Below are 19,398 nucleotides of genomic sequence, written 5' to 3' on the forward strand. Positions count from 1 at the left end.
CAGGCGCAAATCCGGCGAGTCTCTGACCTCCCCGTTCTGCGCCTGGCATCTCTATCGTTCAAACACCGATCATTTAGACAACAGACCACGGACTCCGAACACGATATTCTGCGGGCGTTCAGCCATCCGTCTCATGTAATAGCCGTACCAGTCCTCGCCAAATGGGATATAGATCCGCATTTTATACCCTTCTTCAACAATTTCTTTTTGCATGTCCGTTCGAAAACCATACAGCATCTGGAATTCAAACTGGTCTCTTGGGATATTGTTTTCTTCTGCGAATTTCTTGATTTCTGCGATCACGTTGTGGTCATGTGTCGCAACAGCTGCATAGCTGCCGTTCTCCATGTGGCGCTTAATAATTTTTATATAGTTGGCATCCACATCTTCCTGCTTCTGATAGGCAACTTCCGGCGACTCCTTATACGCGCCTTTAATCAAGCGGATATTCGTCCCCTTCAGCCGTTCCACGTCCTTCTCAGCTCTGTACAGGTATGATTGAACCGCCGTGCCAACAGCCGTATAGCTTTGACGAAGTTCATGCAGCAGTTCCAATGTGGCGTCCAGATGAGAATAGTCTTCCATATCAATGCGGACAAAAATACCGCCAAGCTGATCGGCACGTTCGAGAATGGCCAGCATGTTATCCCGGCAAAGATTGCGGTCCACATCAAGACCCAGGGAGGTCAGCTTCAAAGACAGGTTACAGTCCACACCGCTTTCGGCAATGGCATCAAGGGTGCGTATGCAATAGTTGGCCGACTCTTCAGCCTCTTCCTTCGTATAGACAAACTCTCCAAGGTGATCCACGGTTCCGGACAGCCCTTGGGCATTCAGTTCACGCACGGTTTCCATTGCATCATCAATGGTTTCACCCGCAATGAGGTTGTTCGCACCAAGCTTTGGTCCCCATTTCCTCGCTTTTCCTTTGACGAATTTATTCTGGGACAAAAACAAAAACAGATTTCTGGTAATCATCGACTCCAACCCCTCTCTCTGATTCAAACAAAGCCTCAACATCGCTTTCAGTCAGGTACTGCTGCGGGAGGGTACATAAAACAGCACCCGACCACAACATGCACAATTTGCATCTGAAATTACGCTTTTAAAACGTCCTTAATCTGACCGATCGCCCATTTCAGGTCGTTCTCGGAAATGACGAGCGGTGGTGCAAAACGGATTACATTCTGCTGCGTTTCCTTACACAATAGACCTTTTTCTTTTAACTGTTCACAGTAAGGCCGTGCAGCTTCGGTCAGTTCCAACCCGATAAAAAGCCCTCTTCCTCGCACTTCAAGGATCTTTGGGTTGTCGATGCTTTCAAGTTCTTCCTTGAAGAAAGAACCCAATCTGAGTGATCTTTCGGCAAGCTGTTCATCTTCCAAAACATCAAGTGATGCCACAGAAACAGCGCAGGAGAGGGGATTTCCTCCAAAAGTGGACCCGTGGGAACCCGGTTCAAAGACTCCGAGAATTTCTTCGTTCGCCGCCACACAGGAGATCGGCATCACTCCGCCCCCGAGTGCTTTTCCGAGAATATAAAGATCCGGTTCCACGTTCTCCCAATCGCAGGCAAATGTTTTACCTGAACGGGCAAGGCCGCATTGAATTTCATCCGCCACGTATAGAACATTTTCCTGTTTGCACAGATCATATGCTTCTTTCAAGAAGCCTTCCGGCGGAATGTTGATACCGGCTTCGCCCTGGATCGGTTCGAACATGAACGCTGCCGTGTTTGGTGTGATCGCTTCTTTTAATGCCTGAATATCTCCGTAAGGAATGACTTTAATACCTGGCAGCATCGGACCGAAATCTTTTTTATAAGCGTCATTGGAGGAGAGCGACACGGCGGTCATCGTCCGGCCGTGAAAGTTTTCTTCACAGACAATGATCTCTGCCTGGTTATCCGGAACTTCTTTTACACGATAGGCCCAGCGGCGAACCGCTTTCACAGCAGTTTCAACGGCTTCCGCGCCGGTATTCATCGGCAGGACCATCGCTTTATTTGTCAGCTTGGATACCCGTTCATAAAAGGCTCCCAGCTGATCATTATGAAACGCTCTGGATGTCAAGGTGATCCGGTCCGCCTGATCTTTCAGTGCCTGTATAATCTTCGGATGACGGTGTCCCTGATTCATTGCAGAGTAGGCGCTGAGCATATCGATGTATCGGTTGCCTTCCGGATCTTCCACCCAGACGCCTTCTGCTTTTGCGATGACAATCGGCAGCGGGTTATAGTTCCTGGCACCATACTTTTCTGTGACTTCAATAATGTTGTTCGTTGTTGTCGTTGTCATATAGCCACCTCCGGTTTGAAAAATGAAATTTTAGAGAGGACTTCCCGAAGGTACGTCCCCCGGGAAGTCTGGTTGAACAATGGATTAAAACATGTCTGAAACAGTTTTTGGCTGCAGGAAGTGCAGCAGATAATCCGGTCCGCCGGCTTTTGAATCCGTTCCTGACATATTGAATCCGCCAAACGGATGGTAGCCTACAATGGCCGCCGTACAACCGCGGTTGAAGTAGAGGTTTCCGACATGGAAATCTTCTCTTGCCTGTTCCAGATGCGCACGGTTATTGGAGATTACCGCACCTGTCAGTCCATATTCAGTGTTATTGGCTTTTTCGATCATTTCATCAAAGTTTTCTGCTTTATCAAACCCGACAACCGGTCCGAAAATTTCTTCCTGCATGATGCGGGATTTTGAGTCTACATCCGCAAATACAGTTGGCTGGATGAAATACCCTTCCGAATTGTCGCCGGTTCCACCGGTCATGAGTTTGCCTTCTTTTTTACCGATCTCAACATAGTCTAATATCTTGTCAAACGCATCCTGATCATTCACAGGTCCCATAAATTTGGAGTTATCGTGGAATGTCGGACCTACCGTCAGCTTCTTTGTTCGTTCAACGACTTTGTCGACAACCGTGTCATAGACGTCTTTATGAACGATCACACGAGAGCATGCGGAACATTTCTGGCCCGAGAATCCAAATGCCGAATAAGTGATCGCTTCTGCTGCCAACTCAAGATCCGCATCGTTATCCACAATAATCGTGTCCTTACCACCCATCTCAGAAATCATTCGCTTCATCCAGATCTGGCCTTCATGAACTTTTGAAGCCCGTTCAGCAATGCGAAGACCAACTGCTTTCGATCCGGTAAAGTTTATGAAACGTGTGCGCGGATGATCCACAAGGTAGTCACCGATCTCACGGCTGGAGCCTGGGATGTAGTTGACAACACCTTCAGGCAGACCTGCTTCCAGCAGAACTTCCATGAATTTATACGCGATGACCGGTGTGGTGCGCGCCGGCTTCAACAGCACTGTGTTTCCTGCTACCATCGGTCCGACTGTGGTCCCTGCCATAATTGCAAAGGCAAAGTTCCAAGGTGAAATGGTAATGCCGACACCCAACGGGATATAGTTAAACTGGTTATTCTCGCCATCACGGGAATTAATCGGGATACCGTCTTTAAGGCGAAGGATCTGACGTGCGTAGTATTCCAGGAAGTCAATCGCTTCAGCAGTATCCGCATCCGCTTCTTTCCAAGGCTTTCCAGCTTCATACGTCAACCATGCGGAGAATTCATGCTTTCTGCGACGGATCATCGCTGAGGCCCGGAAAATGATATTGGCTCGCGCTGCCGGATCCCATTTTTTCCAGGAATTAAACGCTTCGTCCGCTGCCTGCATGGCTTTTTCGGAGAGCTCCTGTGTGCACTGGGAAACGTAACCGACGACTTCTTTATGATTTGCAGGATTTTCTGAAGTTGATTTCTTGTCCGTGAAGACTTTTTCGCCGTTGATAATCAGTGGATATTCCTTGCCGAGCTGTGTTTTCACATAGTCAAGTGCTTCTTGATACTCTTTCCGGTTTTCCTCCACCGTAAAATCTGTAAATGGTTCATGTCTGTAAGGTACTACCATTTTGAAATCCACTCCTTTTAATCGTTTATATTTAAAAATGTTCGACAACTAATACACAATGCAAGATCCATGCCAACCCGAAAAACCCGAAAGAAAGCACTTACAATTCTGAAAACTGAAAATTCTCTTTGCGGAGAAAAATCATTTTGCACCATTATGCAAAGAATGATTGCACCGCGAGCCGTTTTTAACTACACTGAGAGAAGATCATTTGACATCGCTTGGAGGTAAAAGACGAATGCCATCATATAAAGATTCTCACAACACGCCGTTCATTTCATCCATGTACCGAAAGCTGCTGGATTACCTGGACATCGGCATACACATGGTCAACGCTGAAGGGCGTTCAATCATTTACAATCGGAAAATGTCAGAAATGGAGGACATGAATCCAGAGGAAGTGTTGAACAAAAAAATCATGGACATCTTTCTGTTCGAGTCGGAAGAGGAAAGCCGCCTGCTTCAAGCCTTGTATAAAGATAAGCTCCACAAAGATGCCAAACAGGTTTATTTCAATTTCAAAGGCCAGGAAATCACCACCGTCAACAATACCTTTCCACTGACCGTGGACGGTGAAAAAATCGGCGCTGTTGAAATTGCACGCGATATCACAAAACTCGAACGCCTTTCAAGAGAAACCAGTCGCGGCGCCAATGAAGCAAGGTTCACCTTCGACCAGATCATCGGTGAAAGTAAACCGATCATCGATGTGGTCGAAAACGCACGCAGAGCCACGCGAACTGCTTCATCGGTACTGATCTACGGAGAAACCGGGACCGGTAAGGAACTGTTCGCACAAAGCATTCACAACGGCAGCACTCGGGCATCCAAGCCCTTTATCAGTCAAAACTGCGCTGCATTGCCGGATACACTGATCGAGGGTATTCTCTTCGGCTCTGTCAAAGGCGCCTTCACCGGTGCAACCGACCACCCGGGCCTGTTCGAACAGGCACATTTGGGTACACTGATGCTGGATGAAATCAACTCATTAAGTGCTTCTTTACAGGCAAAACTGCTTCGGGCCATTCAGGAAAAATCCATCCGCCGGATCGGCGATACAAAAAACCGTCAGGTCGATGTGCGGATTATTGCCACGATGAATGAAGATCCCGTCCGCGCGCTCGAAACCAATCAACTTCGCGAAGATCTCTACTACCGCCTGAGCGTTGTTTCCATCATGATTCCGCCACTTCGCTACAGAAAAGATGACCTTATTATACTCATTGCCCATTTTATCCGGAAATATAACCGGCTTTTTCAAATGAACGTCCCCAAGGTGACGGATGATGTACTGGCATTGTTTAACACATACGACTGGCCGGGGAATGTCCGGGAGCTCGAGCATGTGATCGAGGGTGCCATGAACCTGATCTATGATGACGAACCCATTGCTTATCAGCATCTTCCTTTGCACATGAAACATAAGTTTTCACTGTCACAGGACAACGGCGCTTATGAAGAACCGTCTTCACTCCCTGCTTCCCTTCCTGATCAGCCACTTCAGGAATACATGGAAACCATCGAAAAAGCCTATCTTGAAAAAGCGTTGCACCAGGCCTCAGGGAATGTGAGCCAAGCAGCAAAGTCACTGGGGATCCAGCGCCAGAGCCTGCAATACCGGATGAAAAAATATCATTTATCTCAGTAAAAACTTTCTGAATCGTAAAAAGTCCGGACCAGCTGTTGTCTGCAGAATAACCCTGCTCGCAAACGGCTGCCCGGACGCTTATTTTTCCAACCAGAAAACGATCATATGATCGATTTTTCTATTCAATTCCTGCCAGTACACTCGAGGAGAATTCTGCAAGCCACTGATCCGGCTCTGCCGCCTCGACCTCAACACCATCGTATTCTGCCATAAGGAGCCATTCCCCTTCAGAGGAGAATTCCGCAATCGTTCCGGCTCCAGCCATTTCAGTATCCACTGATGACTGTTCCCAAGAGAGAATTCCGGCTTCTGCAATTTCAGCATGCGTATCACTTACGTCCGCAAAGGTTGGCAGTCGTGTTTCATCTTCAAGATCCCCGTCAAGTTCATAAGCAAAATCTATCTCCAGTGTTTTCGTTTCAGCTCCCGGAATCGCATAGGCACCTGTTGCTTCACCGGATTGTTCAGCTTCTCCTTCATCAGGTGAGTCCTGAAACTGAAGCAGCTCCGTTTCCTGTGCCGCAGCGATCAGATTGAAGACCTCTTCGAGTTCGTCCAGGGAAGCCGTTTCCGCATCACCACTCGCCTCTTCATTCACGGTTACGGAAATTCCGTATTCTTCAGCCAGATCATCGACCTCATCGGCACTGCCCTCACCATTGTCATTTGCATTCACATTTTCAGCATCATGATTTTCTTCCTCATTCATTTGATTGGTTTCTTCTTCCGGTCCACATGCCATGACCAATAACGGCAGTGCGGCAACTGCACTGTACATTTTCAAACTTCGTTTCATCTGACAACACCCTTTACAAGATTAATATTTTTCCTCTTTCCTGTATAACATAGAATTACCCCTTAATAATGTAAAAAAATATGTTATAAGGTCGTTAATTGTAAATTATTTCTCTCATCAACACAAAAAAGCAGCCCTGGGACATCAAGTCCGGCTGCTTTCGTGCAATCATTCAACGCCTATTCTGCATCTACGATCCGGTTGTTCTCATAACGGTAGATCCGTTCACCTTCGGTCTCTTCTTCCAAAAAGGTCAGCTCCTCCACTTCAAACGTGGTCACTGCAAAGCGGTACACCTGATAAAATTGTTCGATTTCTTCGGGTGTCACTTCCGGATCAACCGTATACATCAAGATCACTTCATCTTCTGAGATATCAATCCCTGTCAACTCAATGCCGAATTCACTCGCAGAGAAATACCAGTCTGCCTCTTCGGTTGTTTCCGTCATGCCACCGAGAATCGCATTCAAAGATGCCGGATCATCAGTCTCCTCTGAACGTTCCTCATCCGTCACCTGGGCACGGACGATCAATGGTCCCCCGTCAGATTCATTCAGATAGTAGCCGCCGTGATCGTTCTCGATGTCCATCTCTTCAATCTCTCCGACCTGACCGAACTGAATACTTTCTCTCTCAGGGGTACTGAAACGGACGTTTGTAATCCCGTATAACGTAAATATTTCGTCAAACCAGCGGGTCAGGATCTGGTGTTCAGCAGAAGTCAGTCCGGCGAGGGACTCTTCTTCGAAAAACAACGCTGCCTCGCTACCTTCGATTTCGACCGCAGACAGCGCGCTGAATCCACCGTTACTCGTCGGATCATTCTGCTGCAAGGTCGTCAACACTGCCTCATCGATGGTTTCGACTGTCTCGCTGAAACCAGGTTGAATGCCTACGACAAAATCGCCATCCTGATCAATTACCTCCGTGGATAAAACCGGATATCGGATGTCGGGCGTTTCTTGTGACTCCGAATTGTTGTCTGATTCCAATTCCACAGACCCGTTTTCGTGATTGTCTTCAAGATCCGCTTCCCGGCTCTCTTCGCCGTCATCCGCCTGGTCATTCTGCGGCACATTCTCTCTATCGTCGGATACATCGTCGCTTGTTGCTGCCATGTTATTCTGATCGGCATCGTTATCCCCTGACATCGGCACCCCGCCGTTTAACATGGAAGGAAGCAATAGTGCGACCAGAAAGAGCGCCGCGGCTGCAGCTGCGACAGGCATTGCCCATGGGGGTTTTTTCTTTTTATCTGAGCGAAGAAGCATTGCGCCCTCATTTTTTTCCTCGATGGCCTGCATGATCGATTCTTTCGATTGTTTATCTTTTAATGCAGGCATATCCGACAGCGTTTTTTCAATGTCCTCTTCTGTCCATCGTTTATCAGTCATTGATGCACCTCCTTTTCATTTGGATCCTGCTGTTGAAGATGACCCTTCAGTGCTTTGATGGCGCGGTGTTGGGTCGTTTTCACCTTACTCTCCGTCCAGCCGAGAACCTCTGCGGCTTCGGCAATGGATAAGGATTGAACGAACCTCAGGATCATCACCTGTTGCTGGTCCTCCGTGCATTTTTCGAGCATCTTGTACACTTCCTGCACTTCTTCTTTCTGTACGACAATTTCGTCTGGCAGGGGATCCCGGTCTTCAATTTCAAATTCCCGCTCGCTGAACTCATATTCTTTTCCTTCCGCACGCCGTTTTTTTCGGGATTGCTTGCGGATATGATCAATTGCCACATGCTTGGCAACAGAGTAAAGCCAGGTCTTCTCAGTACTTTTTCCTTCAAATGTTGAGAAGGAATTGAGGACTTTGATATAGACTTCCTGAACAAGCTCTTCTGCGGTTTCGCGGTGCCGGACAAGGTAGAATAAATATTGAAACAGCTGGTGGTGGTACTGTTCGTATAGCCGGTCAAATTCCTCCCTCACACGATTACCTCCCTTACCTGTTTAGTTTGACGCTGATTTCATCAAAGAGTTACATCTTACATCGTCATAAATGCCCGGGCCCAGATCAATCCGCCAATCACGAATCCAACCACCAGCAAAATGATTCCCCATTGCCAATTTTTCATTGTATGTCTTCCTTTCTCTGGATACAGAATTCCTGTATAGTTTAGCAGAACTCACCTTCTAAAGAAATCTTCTTGTAACTTTTCTAAACCGGTAACGACAAACACAGTGAGTCAGCTAACACAAATACATAACCATACGAGAGGAGCATACATGATGAAAAAAATGAAAAGCATCATCCTGACTGCCAGTGCCGTTTTTCTGTTAAGTGCCTGCGGAGAAGGCAACACCGACGAGGAGGTTACCGGGTCTTCTGTCAATAACGGCAACAATGAGAACCTGGATGTCAATGAAGCGAATAATCATGAGGAAGACAACGAGAACAATGCAAACGAGCATAACGTCAACGAAAACAATCAGGCTAATCAAAATGAGAACAACAATGAGGACCAGGAGGCCAACGAGGAAGCAGTGGAGACGTTGAGCAGTGTGTCATTGTATTTCTCAGACGATCAGCTCCTTGAAAGTTACCGGGTCATTGTGGAAGAAGAAGTGACTTTGGATGAGGACGGGGCAATGGATGCCTTTGACCTTTGGCTCGAAGGTCCACCAGCTGATGACTTGTACCTCCTGGTTCCGGAGGATGTAAGCGTTCAGTCCATCAGCTTCGATCATGGGACGGCGACCATTTCATTCTCACCTGAAATTAATGATGCCAACCTTGGCACAAGCGGCGAACTGATGCTGACAGAACACATTGCCATGATGTTCGAACAGTTTGGATATCATGAAACAGCCATACTCATTGACGGGGAAGTCACCGATTACTTCCTGGGGCACATGGATCTTCAGGACCCTGTCCAGGCAGGAAATCCTGAAGACTATGACATTTATGAATAAAACATCACCAGCCACTCCGCTCGCGGGGTGGTTTTTCACTGAAAATATTCGTGCATCCCGTCAGAATTTTCGCTATAATGAGCGATGGGAAGGGGAGGATACACATTGATTTCAAAAACGGATAAAACGATCATGCACTGTTACCCGGGACTCGTGGCCGTAGTAACAGTCAAACACGGGGATACGGTCAACATGATGGCTGCCGGCTGGCATTCCTACATGTCCTATGACCCACCGATTTACGGAGTAGCGATTGCCCAGGAACGTCATACGCATCAACTCGTTAAGGACAGCCAGTCTTTCGTGATTAATTTTGTCCCGGCGGAGTCTGCCCACCTGATCGAGGGGGCCGGTAAATCATCCGGACGAGACGGCGACAAATTCTCGAGCCTCGACGCGCGCTGGACACCGGGGGAGAAAACCGAATCGCCAGTTCTTGATGATGCTTACGTAGCCTATGAATGCAGCGTATGCGGGATGCATGCATACGGTGATCATGACTGGATTGCAGGTGACATTGTCACTTTTTATCAGGACAGTGACCGCTTTGAAAAAGACACGGGCTTCCCGGACTTTCATAAACTGCAGTTGCCGCTGTATCTCGGCAGATCCCATTATCTGATTCAGGACAAAACCACCACGAGAAAGATCGTTGACCTTGACTGATGCTGCACCAAAAATACAGGCGCTTACCGTGAACGGTGAGCGCCTGTATTATTTTGTTCCTGAATATAGGGTACTATCCATTCTTCTGTTTCAGGTCTTGCGTAATAAAAGCCTTGCACATGGGTACATCCTTTTTCAAGAAGAACACGTGCCTGTTCCAAGGTCTCCACCCCTTCTGCGACAATATCCAATTCCAGGCTGTCCACGAGATGAATCAGTGCATAAAGGATAGCTTCCCCTTTGGAACCACTGCCGATTTGGCTGATAAAGGATTTATCGATTTTAATCCGATCCACCGGGAGCGTGCTCAGGTGATCCAATTTTGAGAACCCTGTTCCAAAGTCGTCGATGGCAATCGAAATGCCTGAAGAACGAAAATAGTCGAGATGCTTAAATAACGTATCAGAGTTGGCGAGCGATGTCGACTCGGTAATCTCCAGTTCAATCTGACCCGGAAGGACCTGATAATCTTCCATGACAGCTTTCAAAAAGGACCCGAATGTCCGGGACTCAATCAATGAACCGGAGACATTAAATGCCACTGAACCGTTAAAGCTCCATTTTTCACGCCATATACCAACTTTTTCAAGAACCTCGGTTATCATCCGTTCCGTCAATGGCTGAATTTTCCCCGTTTCTTCTGCGAGAGCAATGAACTCCGGAGGGGGAATCATACCGAGTTCCGGATGCTCCCAGCGTGACAGCACTTCCACCCCTTCGACAAACCCGGTTACAAGATTCAGTTGCGGCTGAAAGACGAAATAAAATTGTCCGTCATCCAGCGCTTTGAACAGATCATCACTCATGGCGATTCTCCGCTTTACTGCTTCACGCATTTCCATTTCATAAAATTGATAGGTCCCTTCTGCAAGAGGGGCTTTTTTTGCTTCATACATCGCCGTGTCGGCCGCAGACATCAATTCATTGACATTCGCAGCTGCTTCAGGGTATTTGGCGATGCCAATACTCGCCGTAACCGAGAAGTGGGACTCCCCATCAATGGCAATCGGCTGGCGCACCTGTTTCAGCAATTGCTCTGCAATTCGGCTGATCGCTGCTTGACCAGTCTCACTCACAACAAAAACAAATTCATCACCGCCAAGCCTTGCCGCCAGCCCGCCGATCTTCTGTTCCATTTCCTGAAGGCGTCGGGCGGTTTCTAACAGAACCTCGTCCCCGGAATCATGGCCAAAGGCATCATTGATATCCTTGAAGGTATTCAAATCGAGAAATAAAACTGCTAAAGACTCGTTCTGTTCGATTTTTTTGTTTAACTGCTCGTACAGATAACGCCGGTTTGACAGTCCGGTCAACGTATCAAAATTCGCCATTTCCCAAAGAATCCGGTCTGCCTGCTTACGACTTGTCACATCTTTGAAAAAAACAGCCAAACCGCCCTGATCTCTCGGATACGCATGCACTTCAAACCATTTATCCAATGCAGGAACATAGTCTTCAATGCTCTGTGCCATCTTCGACTGAACAGCCTTTTCCGAAGATTCCTGCATCCCACTATTACGCAGGAGGGGAAACTCCTCCCAGATGTGTTCACCGATCAGATCTTCCCGGTTGCGTTCAAGGAGGCGACCCGCTTCCTGATTGACATACGTAAATCGCCATTCGTAATCAAGGGTGAAAAAGGCATCCGTCATACTTTCGAGAATATTCACCGTTTGATTTTTCATCCATTCGCTCTCGGTTATGTTACGGTGGATGATCAAAGCACGGACGATACCCGTTTCATCTTGAAGAGGCGTAACCGTCATTAAAAACCAGCGCTCCATATCCGGTGCATGGCAAGGATATTTATTGGTATATTGCGGAATGTCACCGTTCAGAACACCCACAATGCCTTCATATTCCCGCAGGGCATTTCCCTGATTCAGCACAGTCAGGTAGTTCACACCCACATCTGTATAGGCCGGGTCTCCCTGATTCTCCTGGCTGAACCTTGCCCAGGCGAGATTCGTCATGGTGATATAGCCCGCATCATCGATGACCGCTGCATGATCAGGATGTGCGTCGAGTGCCATTTTAACATTGATATGCTCTGTCATTTTGCATCAGACCTTTTTAACTATGTCGTATGTAACTGATATTATATTCTATTCCACGTGATATTGATAGGCCACCTCCTTAAAATTTCCTTCATTTGAAGTTTTACCATGCTGCTGAAGTACTAACTCCATCTGGCAGAGTTGCTGAATTGGCTGCAAAAAATCAGGTTTGTTGCCAAGTGACGACAAGCCTTTGATGCACTTATACTTCATCCCTCTTGAAAATGTCATTTTATGAGAATTTTTAAATGCCCGCGCATGATACATACGCGGACTCCATTGGACGATGCATTACTGAATCATCATTTCCAATAATCCTTCAAATTCCTGTTCACTTCCGATCATCGCTTCATTCGTGACCAGAAGATCATAGTAATTCCGTTCTGAAAACCAGTTGGCGATCCACTGATTTTCATCTCGCAGCACCAGAACCTCTTCTCCGGATACTTCCCAGTGTTCCGTGTTTTCGTAATCAGTCAATAAGCGCAGGAAACCATTTTTACTGATGTCGAGCTGCCCGTAATTCTCAAACGATGTATGGTAGTAGTTCTGCCTCATCGACTCTTCATTGAGGGCATTTTCTTCATTGTAATCCTCAAGGTCTTCTTCCGTTATATCATTCTCCGGTGCCCGTTCACCGAATGAAAAGGTGTAACGGTAAGGTACGCTTGCGTATTCATTATCCTCTGGATTGTCTTCGTCCCGGTATGAAAGCCTGACATTGGAAGAGACCGCTGTCACTTCCCAATCGGCAGGGTAGTCAAAGGATGTGTATGAAAAGTCTTCGTGGACGAGATTGTGAGGAAATTGATCACTTTCTTCTTCTTTCCCCTCATTTCCGCAACCACTCAGCAGCACCGCCATAAGCAGGCAGCCAAGAATTAGTTTTTGCATGAAGTATTCCCCCTCAGTATCTTGGCGGATTCGATGATATTCATTGTTTAACATGATAAAATATAGCTATTGTTTGATTGGAGGACGGTCGTGATGAATCAGGAAGACGTAAACACCGGGTATATTCCCTTGATAGATAACAATCACTCGTATTATTTAGAGCAATGGCAAAAGCATAAAAATCCGGAGCGTTACAGCGGTTTGAACTGGGGCGCATTGTTATTGACGCCGTTCTGGCTCAGTTACCGTCATCTGTACGACTGGCTGATGCTTTATTTTCTGATGCAACTGACCGTTGCCGTGATCGTATCTTTTATCCCATTTATCCTCAGCTGCCTGGGTCTTGAACATAACCCAAGCCTTGTCCCCTGGTTCGCGGGTGTGATCGGATTCTGGTCCGCTAACGCCTTTTTTGGACTGAAAGGCAATGCGCTCTACTACAAGCGCATCCAGTTGCTGAGTCAAAAACACAATGTCTCCCCACTATTCTACCGTTCGGGTGCCTCTTTGAAAAGCGGTATTCTGACAGGGATATTGAGCCTGCTTTTATTCAGTCCGATCTATGCAATGGCTGAGCAATGGACATTTAATCCATCACTCGATCCCGGCGTCTATGTATTTTCCGACAACAGCCGGGTACCAGCCGGTCAACTAGACGTGGAAGAGAGACCCCATTTCATAAAATATGAAGCACGCATTAATTTGTTGTTCATCCATGATCAGCCTGTGGGTGATCGTGATTTCCGCCTCTTACTCGAACGGGAATTGGACGATGGTGAAAAGGAAATGATCCGGGACCGGACTTTCAACATCTTTTCATCAGATACGGTTACTCTTGATCTCCTTGATTCGGAGGATCCCCTGACAGATACTGGCACTTACCACCTGGCCATCTACCTTGATGAAGAGCAAACCGCAACCGAATCCTTTACGATTTCCCTGCGGTAGTGTTGTTTCGGTCTCTAGACAGCAGGGTATTATTTAGTTATTATGAGGAATGCTACACAAATTTCCGTCATTCTTCCAGTGACATAATCGAATGAAAGGGGGCTATCCGGAACGAACGGATAGACACAATTCATGGATAAGTATTCCTACGAAACGAAAAATCCCAATATCGTCTTTTACATCTCAGCACCACTGGTAGCGCTCTTTGTCCTTTGGGGAGCTTTTTTCCCTGCGAACCTCGCCAACGTCTCTGCTGAAGCACTGGCCTTCACGCTGGATAATTTTGGCTGGTTTTACATGCTTGTCACCGCATTTTTCATCGGTTTTGTATTATTTCTCGCCGTGAGCCCTTTCGGGAAACTCAAGCTCGGGAAACCTGACGAAAAACCTGAATTTCGTTTCATCTCCTGGCTTGGAATGTTATTCGCTGCCGGAATCGGGGTCGGGTTCGTCTTCTGGGGTGTGGCTGAACCGATTTTATATTACTTCGATCCACATCCGGATTACATAGGTCAAAGTGATGCCGTCCGGGCAGAAGCCGGGCTCCGATACGGGGTCTTTCACTGGGCACTTCACCCATGGGCCATTTTTTCCCTGGTTGCTCTCACACTTGCTTACGTTCAATTTCGAAAAGATCAGCCGGCATTGATCAGTTCTGCCTTTCAGCCGATTCTCGGCGACAAGGCTCATGGGCCATTCGGTAAAGCCATCGATGTGCTTGCCGTATTGGCTACTGCAACGGGGGTTGCGACCACCTTCGGGCTCAGCGCCTTACAGATTACAGGAGGATTATCCTACCTCGTTGACTGGATTCCAAATAATGCAACAGTCAACTTTATTATCATTGCCATCGTCACGGTTCTGTTTATTTTCTCCGCAGCAACCGGCGTCGATAAAGGGATCAAGATCCTCAGTACAACCAACCTGATTATCGCAGGTACACTGCTGTTCTTTGTGATCATCGTCGGACCGACACTCTTTATTGCACAGAACTTCGTATCAGTGATGGGGAATTATATGTCCAACGTCGTTCAGATGAGTTTTGATCTGAATCCTTTCGGAGACGGTGAATGGCTCGGTAATAATACCATTTTCTTTTGGGCCTGGCATATTTCCTGGGCGCCGTTCATGGGGATTTTTATCGCCCGCATTTCTCGCGGCAGAACGATTCGTGAGTTCGTAGCCGGTGTTCTGATTGTGCCTTCACTGTTAGGGGCTCTCTGGTTCACCACGTTCGGCGGGACCGGATTGAGCATGATTTTGGGCGGAAATGATGAAATCGGTAATCTCGTAATGGGTGATGTGGAACTGGCTCTTTTCGCTATGCTTGGCGAACTGCCTCTGTCTCTCATCACGAGTGTGATTGCCGTGATTTTAATTCTGATTTTCTTCATTACGTCCGCAGACTCCGCTTCCTACGTACTCGGCGCCATGACATCCCAGGGCAGCCTGAGTCCAAAGCTCTCCATTAAAATCATCTGGGGCTTCCTGATTGCGGGTACAGCCAGTGTCCTGTTAATCAGCGGTGGACTGGAAGGCTTACAGACCGCTTCCATTGTTGCGGCGCTTCCTTTTGCCATGATCATGGTTGTCATGATCTTCAGTCTCCTGATCATGATGACGCAGGACATGAAGAAGGACAAAATCAAAACCCAACGCAAACAGACCAAGCGGGTCAAAGATGCCGTATATGGCGGTTTGAAAGATGATTTCTACGACGAATTCCGTGAAGAAGCCTACGACGAAATGAAAGAGGAAGTATTTGATCAGATGAAAGAAGAAGCCTATGAAGACTTCAAAGGCGAGGCTTATGATAAAGTCAAAGATGAAGTCTATGAACAGGTCAAAGAAGAGGTTTACGAAGACATCAAAGAAGAAGTCTACGAGGAGTTCAAAGAGAAAATTTATGAAGATCTCCGGGATGACCTCAGTGAACAATTAAACGGTGAACTCGAGTCACCTGATGACGATTCTGACAATCAAAAGAAATAAGGAAAAGCCTTGCTGATCTCTTCGGAGAAATCAGCAAGGCTTTTTTCAGGTCAGAACAAAAAGACACCGAGCAAAAATGCCACGAACGATCCCGCAATGCTCAAGATCACATAGAGACAGGCTGGTCCAAACGCTTTCTTTTTGATCAGCTGTATTGCTTCCACGCTGAATGTGGAATAGGTCGTGAACGCGCCCCAAAAGCCCGTTCCGCCGAAATAGAAAACAAGCGGCACGCTGTCCGAAGCGACGACACCGTCAAAAAGCAGCCCCATCATGAGACCGAGTCCAAAAGAACCGAGCACATTTACGATCAGCATCGCATTTGGTAAACCTTCCTGCGAAATCTGACGTTTGATCAGTACACCCAGGTGAAAGCGGGCGACGGCACCCAGGCCGCCTCCCAGTGCTGTGACAAATAGCGCTGTAATACTCATTTCCCCTCACCTCCGGCGGCTTTTTGCCCGAGATGAATCCCAAACCACGCCGCAGCCATACCGCCACTCAAGGAAATCAATACATAAGTTGCTATCATCAGGACAGCACTTTCCGACGTCACACTTAACAGACCGACATCACCCATAAACGTGGACATCGTCGTGTATCCTCCGCAAAATCCGGCTCCAATCCCTTCCTTCAAAACCGGACTGACGTGACGAATGATAATCCATCCCGTAACAAGACCCAGCAGGAAGCTTCCGGTTATGTTTTCGACGACTGTCCCCGCCGGAAACATGGTTCCTGCCGTGAACTGGTTGATCAAAAAGCGCAAGATCGTGCCCAAAAACCCGCCGGCAAAAACCGCCAGGGTCAGTTTCAACGTATTGCTGGACATGACTGTTCCTCCCTTACCTGCCACAAATTCTGATTCTTCTATACTTTATCACACCGCTTTTCCGAAAAAAACGGCATCTCCTGCAATGAGGAGATACCGTTTATTGTTATTTACTGATTTACTTCATCAAGCATTTTGTCGTTGAAACCGAACATCCAGGTGAGTACGAAAGCGACACTCAGTGCAATCACATTCGTCAGGATATACAGCACGAACGGCAGGAAATCGTAGATATACAAGAGCATACCCGGTATGACAGTAACAGCCATTCCGTTTCCTTGAAGATTAAAGAGTGCTGCGAAGAAACCACCTGCTGCACCTCCGGCAAGACCCATCACAAATGGTTTAATGTAACGGAGGTTAACACCGAAGATCGCCGGCTCTGTAATCCCGAGAAATGCAGAGATCGAGGACGGGAAAGCCAATGCTTTCAGCTTTTTCGATTTCGTCTTCACAGCGACGGCCAGTGCCGCACCACCTTGTGCTGCAATACCTGCTGTAATCAATGCGTTAAACGGATTAAACCCATCATCCGCGAGGAGTTGGATTTCAAACAGGTTAAAGATGTGGTGAACACCCGTGATGACAATCACCTGATGAAGCCCACCGATAATCAGACCACTCAGACCAAACGGCAATTCCAGCACAACATTCATTGCGGCCATAATACCCGTTTCAACAATGCTGAATATTGGACCTAGAACAAACAGTGCTGCCGTGATCATAATCAGAAGTGTTAAGAATGGGGTTAAAATCAGGTCAAGTGCTTCCGGTATACGTTCACGCAGCCACTTTTCCAGCTTGGCACCCAGGAAACCCGCGATAAAGGCCGGCAGGACGGAACCCTGATAACCAATGACCGGGATGAAACCGAGAATATACAATGGATCTGCATCTCCGGAACCTACTGCATACGCATTCGGCAATGCCGGGTTGACAAGCATCAGACCAAGGACAATACCGATGACCGGACTGCCCCCGAATACCCTGAACGCCGACCATGCAATCAGTGCAGGTAAAAAGGCAAATGCGGTGTCCGTTAACACCTGGGTGTAGAGAAGGAAATTTTCCGAGATGTCCGCAGGCGTCATTCCGAAAATCGCCAGAATTTCTTCCTGGGTCAAGAGCCCGCGAAGACCCATAAAGAGACCAGTTGCAACGAGTACCGGGATGATCGGAACAAAAATGTCCCCAAACGTCCGCAGCAGTCTCTGGATTTTATTTCCTTTTTGAGCGGCATCTTTTTTCTGTTCGGAACTTGACGATTCTGGTGCACCCAGTCCGATGATTTCTGTATGAATTTTATTAACAGTGCCTGTACCGAAAATAACCTGAAACTGTCCGGCATTGTAAAATGCCCCTTTGACCTTATCCAGTTCCTCCACTTTCCCCTGGTCAATCTTTTCTTTGTCTGTCACCATGATTCGTAACCGCGTCGCACAATGTGCTACGGATTCAATGTTTTCCAAACCACCAACCGCTTCAATCAGCTGTTCGGCAATCTGCTTGTTCTCTTCAGCCATGCTTAGCTCTCCTTTCACTTCTTAAAATTCCCTGATGAGACCATGTGAACAACCAATGGAATCGATTCCATATAGATTAAAATAAAAGAGGAATTCGTGTGTAATCGATTCCACACTTTTATTGTAGACTATCCCGCAAGAGAAGTCCATACTTCATCACGATTTTTTTCGTTTTTTTCACTGGTTTATTGATTTCCTCAAGCATCAAGGTTGCAATACGTATACCCGCATTTTCGTATTCATAATCCACCGTGGACAACATCGGTGTCACATAGTTTGCCACTTCTGTTGCCCCGATACTGATAAAAGCCACGTCATCAGGAATCTCCATGCCCCGTTCTCTCGCCTCTTGCATCGCTCCGATAGCTAAACGATCTGTCACAGCAAAAACAGCAGTCGGTTTCTGATCTGCTTTCATTAATTCACTGAATCCGGTTTTTCCTGATGAACTTGTGAAATCTGCAGTTTGAATCCACCGTTCATTAACCGGCAAACCGTGTACTTCCATGCCATCGAGATAGCCACGTTTTCGTTCAAATCCAACGGCGATATCCGCTTCTTCCACTCCGATAAAGCCTACGTGACGATGACCTGCCTGAATGATGGCATCCATGACACTTCGGGCAGCCTGATAGTCATCATAGACGACAGAAGATGCGACAGGTGTAAGATCCTGACCAAGCACGACGACTGGAACTCTCGCTTCCTGAATCGCCCGGATGACCTCATCGTTTTGAACCGTGCCAAACAAAATGATTCCATCCACTCTCCGGCTTTCCAGCAGCCGGATATGTTCGGCTTCTTTGGACGCATCGAGATTCGTATTGGATAAAAGGATTTGATACCCGTGAGTGGATAACTGATGGTCAATCCCTTCCACAACACGGCTCACTGTTTCTGAGCTGAGTCTCGGCAGAATCACACCGATGACGTTGGTCTTTTTTGTTCGCATGGATTTTGCCTGTTCACTTGGGACATAGCCCGTTTCTTCGATGACCCGGAGGACCTTGGCTTGCACCGCCTCACTCACATAGCCATTTTTATTAAGGACTCTCGACACCGTCGTTCTTGAAACGCCCGACAGTCTGGCAACGTCATTAATCGTGACCACTTCAATCCACTCCTCTTACTTACATTCAACTGACCTGAAAAAAACCTGCTGTCTGTGACAGCAGGTTTTGAATGATTTAATG

The 19,398-nt window shown here is 47.3% G+C and carries 17 protein-coding genes; 5 read left to right on the forward strand and 12 right to left on the reverse strand.

All coding sequences use genetic code 11. From position 1 onward, the window contains the following. Window positions 1-69: 69 nt before the first annotated feature. The 3 genes from BBEV_RS14160 to pruA form a co-directional block, all read right to left on the reverse strand. Window positions 70-987 carry a proline dehydrogenase family protein gene (locus tag BBEV_RS14160; RefSeq protein ID WP_069366767.1) on the reverse strand — a complete coding sequence of 306 codons (918 nt, stop codon included), beginning with the start codon at window positions 985-987 and terminating at the stop codon, window positions 70-72. 110 nt (window positions 988-1,097) lie between these two features. Then, a complete protein-coding gene (locus BBEV_RS14165) occupies window positions 1,098-2,297 on the reverse strand; it encodes an ornithine--oxo-acid transaminase (RefSeq protein ID WP_069366053.1) in 1,200 nt (399 codons plus the stop codon). Between the two features lie 84 nt (window positions 2,298-2,381). After that, window positions 2,382-3,932, reverse strand: a complete 1,551-nt coding sequence (gene pruA, locus BBEV_RS14170) for an L-glutamate gamma-semialdehyde dehydrogenase (RefSeq protein WP_069366054.1) — start codon at window positions 3,930-3,932, stop codon at window positions 2,382-2,384. Between the two features lie 238 nt (window positions 3,933-4,170). On the opposite strand from pruA, the gene BBEV_RS14175 reads away from it, so the two are divergent. Next, a complete protein-coding gene (locus tag BBEV_RS14175; RefSeq protein WP_069366055.1) occupies window positions 4,171-5,580 on the forward strand; it encodes a sigma-54 interaction domain-containing protein in 1,410 nt (469 codons plus the stop codon). 118 nt (window positions 5,581-5,698) lie between these two features. Here BBEV_RS14175 and BBEV_RS14180 read toward each other — a convergent pair whose 3' ends face one another. The 3 genes from BBEV_RS14180 to sigX form a co-directional block, all read right to left on the reverse strand. Further along, window positions 5,699-6,376 (reverse strand): hypothetical protein, encoded by a 678-nt coding sequence (locus tag BBEV_RS14180; protein ID WP_069366056.1) that lies wholly within the window; start codon window positions 6,374-6,376, stop codon window positions 5,699-5,701. Window positions 6,377-6,555: 179 nt separating this feature from the next. Then, window positions 6,556-7,770, reverse strand: coding sequence for a hypothetical protein (locus BBEV_RS14185; protein ID WP_069366057.1), 1,215 nt, complete (start codon window positions 7,768-7,770; stop codon window positions 6,556-6,558). Further along, window positions 7,767-8,309: an RNA polymerase sigma factor SigX gene (sigX, locus tag BBEV_RS14190; protein WP_069366058.1), complete on the reverse strand. Its 543-nt coding sequence runs from the start codon at window positions 8,307-8,309 to the stop codon at window positions 7,767-7,769. The genes BBEV_RS14185 and sigX overlap by 4 nt, the downstream gene beginning before the upstream one ends. Before the next feature lie 300 nt (window positions 8,310-8,609). Here sigX and BBEV_RS14195 point away from each other — a divergent pair, with 300 nt between their 5' ends. Then, complete coding sequence (locus BBEV_RS14195; RefSeq protein ID WP_069366059.1) at window positions 8,610-9,293, forward strand: GerMN domain-containing protein; 684 nt, start codon at window positions 8,610-8,612, stop codon at window positions 9,291-9,293. 105 nt (window positions 9,294-9,398) lie between these two features. After that, entirely contained in the window at window positions 9,399-9,959 is a 561-nt protein-coding gene (locus BBEV_RS14200; RefSeq protein ID WP_069366060.1) for a flavin reductase family protein, read from the forward strand. 23 nt (window positions 9,960-9,982) lie between these two features. Here BBEV_RS14200 and BBEV_RS14205 read toward each other — a convergent pair whose 3' ends face one another. Next, window positions 9,983-12,016, reverse strand: a complete 2,034-nt coding sequence (locus BBEV_RS14205) for a sensor domain-containing protein (RefSeq protein WP_069366061.1) — start codon at window positions 12,014-12,016, stop codon at window positions 9,983-9,985. Window positions 12,017-12,307: 291 nt separating this feature from the next. Next, window positions 12,308-12,910 (reverse strand): hypothetical protein, encoded by a 603-nt coding sequence (locus BBEV_RS14215; protein ID WP_069366063.1) that lies wholly within the window; start codon window positions 12,908-12,910, stop codon window positions 12,308-12,310. A gap of 93 nt (window positions 12,911-13,003) precedes the next feature. Here BBEV_RS14215 and BBEV_RS14220 point away from each other — a divergent pair, with 93 nt between their 5' ends. Both BBEV_RS14220 and BBEV_RS14225 read left to right on the forward strand, forming a co-directional pair. Then, complete coding sequence (locus BBEV_RS14220; RefSeq protein ID WP_069366064.1) at window positions 13,004-13,858, forward strand: DUF2628 domain-containing protein; 855 nt, start codon at window positions 13,004-13,006, stop codon at window positions 13,856-13,858. 132 nt (window positions 13,859-13,990) lie between these two features. Beyond that, window positions 13,991-15,850: a BCCT family transporter gene (locus tag BBEV_RS14225; RefSeq protein ID WP_069366065.1), complete on the forward strand. Its 1,860-nt coding sequence runs from the start codon at window positions 13,991-13,993 to the stop codon at window positions 15,848-15,850. A gap of 50 nt (window positions 15,851-15,900) precedes the next feature. Here BBEV_RS14225 and crcB read toward each other — a convergent pair whose 3' ends face one another. From crcB to BBEV_RS14245, 4 genes are all read right to left on the reverse strand, one after another. Further along, window positions 15,901-16,284: a fluoride efflux transporter CrcB gene (gene crcB, locus BBEV_RS14230; protein WP_069366066.1), complete on the reverse strand. Its 384-nt coding sequence runs from the start codon at window positions 16,282-16,284 to the stop codon at window positions 15,901-15,903. Then, the gene (locus BBEV_RS14235) at window positions 16,281-16,682 is read right to left on the reverse strand and encodes a fluoride efflux transporter FluC (protein ID WP_084007413.1); all 402 of its coding nucleotides are present in this window, start codon (window positions 16,680-16,682) and stop codon (window positions 16,281-16,283) included. Before BBEV_RS14235 ends, crcB begins: the two co-directional genes overlap by 4 nt. A gap of 110 nt (window positions 16,683-16,792) precedes the next feature. Further along, window positions 16,793-18,205 carry a sucrose-specific PTS transporter subunit IIBC gene (locus BBEV_RS14240; RefSeq protein WP_069366067.1) on the reverse strand — a complete coding sequence of 471 codons (1,413 nt, stop codon included), beginning with the start codon at window positions 18,203-18,205 and terminating at the stop codon, window positions 16,793-16,795. Window positions 18,206-18,323: 118 nt separating this feature from the next. After that, on the reverse strand, window positions 18,324-19,316 hold the full coding sequence (locus tag BBEV_RS14245; RefSeq protein ID WP_069366068.1) for a LacI family DNA-binding transcriptional regulator: 993 nt from the start codon (window positions 19,314-19,316) through the stop codon (window positions 18,324-18,326). Window positions 19,317-19,398 lie beyond the last annotated feature (82 nt).

Origin of the sequence: Salisediminibacterium beveridgei (assembly GCF_001721685.1) — a bacterium.
Classification (GTDB): Bacteria; Bacillota; Bacilli; order Bacillales; family Salisediminibacteriaceae; genus Salisediminibacterium; species Salisediminibacterium beveridgei.

Excerpts from the sequence above, each read along its gene's own strand:
- crcB (WP_069366066.1), bottom strand. The coding sequence starts at position 16,284 with ATGAGTATTACAGCGCTATTTGTCACAGCACTGGGAGGCGGCCTGGGT.
- BBEV_RS14165 (WP_069366053.1), bottom strand. The coding sequence starts at position 2,297 with ATGACAACGACAACAACGAACAACATTATTGAAGTCACAGAAAAGTAT.
- BBEV_RS14180 (WP_069366056.1), bottom strand. The coding sequence starts at position 6,376 with ATGAAACGAAGTTTGAAAATGTACAGTGCAGTTGCCGCACTGCCGTTA.
- BBEV_RS14175 (WP_069366055.1), top strand. The coding sequence starts at position 4,171 with ATGCCATCATATAAAGATTCTCACAACACGCCGTTCATTTCATCCATG.
- BBEV_RS14215 (WP_069366063.1), bottom strand. The coding sequence starts at position 12,910 with ATGCAAAAACTAATTCTTGGCTGCCTGCTTATGGCGGTGCTGCTGAGT.
- BBEV_RS14225 (WP_069366065.1), top strand. The coding sequence starts at position 13,991 with ATGGATAAGTATTCCTACGAAACGAAAAATCCCAATATCGTCTTTTAC.
- BBEV_RS14240 (WP_069366067.1), bottom strand. The coding sequence starts at position 18,205 with ATGGCTGAAGAGAACAAGCAGATTGCCGAACAGCTGATTGAAGCGGTT.
- BBEV_RS14205 (WP_069366061.1), bottom strand. The coding sequence starts at position 12,016 with ATGACAGAGCATATCAATGTTAAAATGGCACTCGACGCACATCCTGAT.
- BBEV_RS14220 (WP_069366064.1), top strand. The coding sequence starts at position 13,004 with ATGAATCAGGAAGACGTAAACACCGGGTATATTCCCTTGATAGATAAC.
- pruA (WP_069366054.1), bottom strand. The coding sequence starts at position 3,932 with ATGGTAGTACCTTACAGACATGAACCATTTACAGATTTTACGGTGGAG.
- BBEV_RS14185 (WP_069366057.1), bottom strand. The coding sequence starts at position 7,770 with ATGACTGATAAACGATGGACAGAAGAGGACATTGAAAAAACGCTGTCG.
- BBEV_RS14195 (WP_069366059.1), top strand. The coding sequence starts at position 8,610 with ATGAAAAAAATGAAAAGCATCATCCTGACTGCCAGTGCCGTTTTTCTG.
- BBEV_RS14235 (WP_084007413.1), bottom strand. The coding sequence starts at position 16,682 with ATGTCCAGCAATACGTTGAAACTGACCCTGGCGGTTTTTGCCGGCGGG.